Origin of the sequence: Alkalihalophilus lindianensis, assembly GCF_032843265.1 — a bacterium.
In the GTDB taxonomy this organism is placed as follows: Bacteria; Bacillota; Bacilli; order Bacillales; family Bacillaceae_D; genus Alkalihalophilus; species Alkalihalophilus lindianensis.
The window spans coordinates 1-271 of sequence record NZ_JAWJBA010000336.1 but is presented as its reverse complement, the minus strand read 5'-3'; the positions used below and the strand labels follow the sequence as shown (position 1 = coordinate 271).

At 36.5% G+C, this 271-nt stretch carries 1 pseudogene; it reads left to right on the top strand.

The annotated features are described in order from the left end of the window. Window positions 1–111: 111 nt before the first annotated feature. Window positions 112–271, top strand: a pseudogene (locus RYX56_RS22480) (calcium/proton exchanger); the annotation flags it as partial.

Here is a 271-nt window from a genome sequence, read left to right as displayed (position 1 = left end):
GAAAAAAGTTGCCCTAAGCAATTAAGTTGTGGTAAATTTCTTAGCGAAAAAGTGAAAGAAGATAAAAAAATAAATTATGGGAGCGAATGTTAATTGACAAATAAACTCTTTATGCTGATGACCTTTATTGGCGTACCACTTTCCATTATTGCCACGTTTATGCATTGGCCAAGTATTCTATTATTTATTCTTTACTGTTTAACGATTATTGCCTTATCCAGTTATATGGGAAGGGCAACGGAAAGCCTGGCGATTGTGGCAGGTCCGCGGA